We start from the raw sequence: 3285 nt of genomic DNA on the forward strand, positions 1-3285 counted from the left end.
TTCGAATACATAGGGGTAAGAAGCGAACGCAGGGAACTGAAACATCTAAGTACCTGCAGGAAAGGACATCAACCGAGACTCCGCAAGTAGTGGCGAGCGAACGCGGACCAGGCCAGTGGCAATGATGAATAAAGCGGAACGATCTGGAAAGGTCGGCCATAGAGGGTGATAGCCCCTTACGCGTAGAACAGTCATTGTCCTTGAGTAGGGCGGGACACGTGAAATCCTGTCTGAACATGGGGAGACCACTCTCCAAGCCTAAGTACTCGTGCATGACCGATAGCGAACAAGTACCGTGAGGGAAAGGTGAAAAGCACCCCGACGAGGGGAGTGAAATAGAACCTGAAACCGGATGCCTACAAACAGTCGGAGCCCGCAAGGGTGACGGCGTACCTTTTGTATAATGGGTCAACGACTTAGTGTAACTAGCAAGCTTAAGCCGGTAGGTGTAGGCGCAGCGAAAGCGAGTCTGAATAGGGCGATTGAGTTAGTTGCATTAGACCCGAAACCGAGTGATCTAGCCATGAGCAGGCTGAAGGTTGGGTAACACCAACTGGAGGGCCGAACCCGTATCTGTTGCAATAGATTGGGATGACTTGTGGCTAGGGGTGAAAGGCCAATCAAACTCGGAAATAGCTGGTTCTCCGCGAAATCTATTTAGGTAGAGCGTCGACCGAATACCCTCGGGGGTAGAGCACTGGATGGGCTATGGGGACTCACCGTCTTACTGATCCTAACCAAACTCCGAATACCGAGGAGTACTAGTCGGCAGACACACGGCGGGTGCTAACGTCCGTCGTGAAGAGGGCAACAACCCTGACCTCCAGCTAAGGTCCCCAAGTCATGGCTAAGTGGGAAAGGATGTGAGGATCCCAAAACAACCAGGATGTTGGCTTAGAAGCAGCCATCATTTAAAGAAAGCGTAACAGCTCACTGGTCTAAATAAGGGTCTTTGCGCCGAAAATGTAACGGGGCTAAAGCCATGCACCGAAGCTGAGGATTGTGGCAACCTTCGGGTTGCTTCAGTGGTAGCGGAGCGTTCCGTAAGTCTGTGAAGGCGGACCCGTGAGGGCTGCTGGAGATATCGGAAGTGCGAATGTTGACATGAGTAACGATAAAGGGAGTGAGAGACTCCCTCGCCGAAAGACCAAGGGTTCCTGCTTAAAGTTAATCTGAGCAGGGTTAGCCGGCCCCTAAGACGAGGCGGACACGCGTAGTCGATGGGAACCACGTTAATATTCGTGGGCCTGGTGGTAGTGACGGATCTCGTGTGTTGTACATTCTTATTGGATTGAATGTGCGGCGAAGAGGTTCCAGGAAATAGCTCCACCGTATAGACCGTACCCGAAACCGACACAGGTGGTCAGGTAGAGTATACCAAGGCGCTTGAGAGAACTATGTTGAAGGAACTCGGCAAATTGCACGCGTAACTTCGGAAGAAGCGTGACCCCATTTTAGGCAACTATGATGGGGTGGCACAGACCAGGGGGTAGCGACTGTTTATCAAAAACACAGGGCTCTGCGAAGTAGCAATACGACGTATAGGGTCTGACGCCTGCCCGGTGCTGGAAGGTTAAAGGGAGGGGTGCAAGCTCTGAACTGAAGCCCCAGTAAACGGCGGCCGTAACTATAACGGTCCTAAGGTAGCGAAATTCCTTGTCGGGTAAGTTCCGACCTGCACGAATGGCGTAACGACTTCCCCGCTGTCTCCAACATAGACTCAGTGAAATTGAATTCCCCGTGAAGATGCGGGGTTCCTGCGGTCAGACGGAAAGACCCCGTGCACCTTTACTATAGCTTTACACTGGCATTCGCCAAGGCATGTGTAGGATAGGTGGTAGGCTTTGAAGCAGGGACGCCAGTTTCTGTGGAGCCATCCTTGAAATACCACCCTTATCTTCGTGGATGTCTAACCGCGGTCCGTTATCCGGATCCGGGACAGTGTATGGTGGGTAGTTTGACTGGGGCGGTCGCCTCCGAAAGAGTAACGGAGGCGCGCGATGGTTAGCTCAGACCGGTCGGAAATCGGTCGTCGAGTGCAATGGCATAAGCTAGCCTGACTGCGAGACTGACAAGTCGAGCAGAGACGAAAGTCGGTCATAGTGATCCGGTGGTCCCGTGTGGAAGGGCCATCGCTCAACGGATAAAAGGTACGCCGGGGATAACAGGCTGATGACCCCCAAGAGTCCATATCGACGGGGTTGTTTGGCACCTCGATGTCGACTCATCGCATCCTGGGGCTGGAGCAGGTCCCAAGGGTATGGCTGTTCGCCATTTAAAGCGGTACGTGAGTTGGGTTCAGAACGTCGTGAGACAGTTCGGTCCCTATCTGCCGTGGGTGTAGGAATATTGACAGGATCTGTCCCTAGTACGAGAGGACCGGGATGGACGTATCTCTGGTGGATCTGTTGTCCTGCCAAGGGCATAGCAGAGTAGCTATATACGGAATGGATAACCGCTGAAGGCATCTAAGCGGGAAACCAACCTGAAAACGAGTGTTCCCTATCAGAGCCGTGGAAGACGACCACGTTGATAGGACGGGTGTGGAAGCACAGCAATGTGTGAAGCTTACCGTTACTAATAGCTCGATCGACTTCTTCGTTCCCATTGAATATGTTCATCAAGCAGAGCTTGATGACATCATCTTTATGTCTTCACGGGCCAAAGGCCCTGCAGACGGCGCGCCAAACGATTGGCGACGGACTAGCGTCCTGTATGGCTGCCACGCTCGATCTCGAGCAAGGCAGGCAAACGGACCGGTCAGAGAAAGACGTGTGATTAAGATAAAAAGTGGCAATGCCACCCAGCTTCTCGAAAACAACTTTTGTTGTTGCGTTTTGCCGACCTGGTGGTTATCGCGGGGCGGCTGCACCCGTTCCCTTTCCGAACACGGCCGTGAAACGCCCCAGCGCCAATGGTACTTCGTCTCAAGACGCGGGAGAGTAGGTCGCTGCCAGGTCTGCAAAACGCAACACAAACATCTTCTCATTCACAAAAAAAGGGCTCAAGCCCTCACCAAAAGGCCGCATAAAGCGGCCTTTATGCTATAATAATCCAGAGCACAATGTGCCAAAACAAATCGGTGCACCTAATAGGGGTGCGTTCCTTACAGGAGACAAATCGCCTTCGGCAATTTGCTCCGGCAGTAGACATCACAGCTTCGCTGTGATGCAGTCGCGATAAATCCCATAGGGATTTACGCCGGTAACGCGGGGTGGAGCAGCCCGGTAGCTCGTCAGGCTCATAACCTGAAGGCCGCAGGTTCAAATCCTGCCCCCGCAACCA

Annotated in this window: 1 tRNA gene and 2 rRNA genes; all 3 read left to right on the forward strand. The window is 53.0% G+C overall.

What is annotated here, in order from left to right:
* Positions 1-2602, forward strand: a 23S ribosomal RNA gene (locus WDZ78_RS23225); the annotation flags it as partial.
* A 242-nt stretch (positions 2603-2844) separates the two neighbouring features.
* Positions 2845-2959 (forward strand): 5S ribosomal RNA (gene rrf, locus WDZ78_RS23230).
* 249 nt (positions 2960-3208) lie between these two features.
* A tRNA-Met gene (locus WDZ78_RS23235) sits at positions 3209-3285 on the forward strand.

Source organism: Agrobacterium sp. M50-1, from assembly GCF_049843495.1.
GTDB classification, from domain to species: Bacteria; Pseudomonadota; Alphaproteobacteria; order Rhizobiales; family Rhizobiaceae; genus Agrobacterium; species Agrobacterium radiobacter.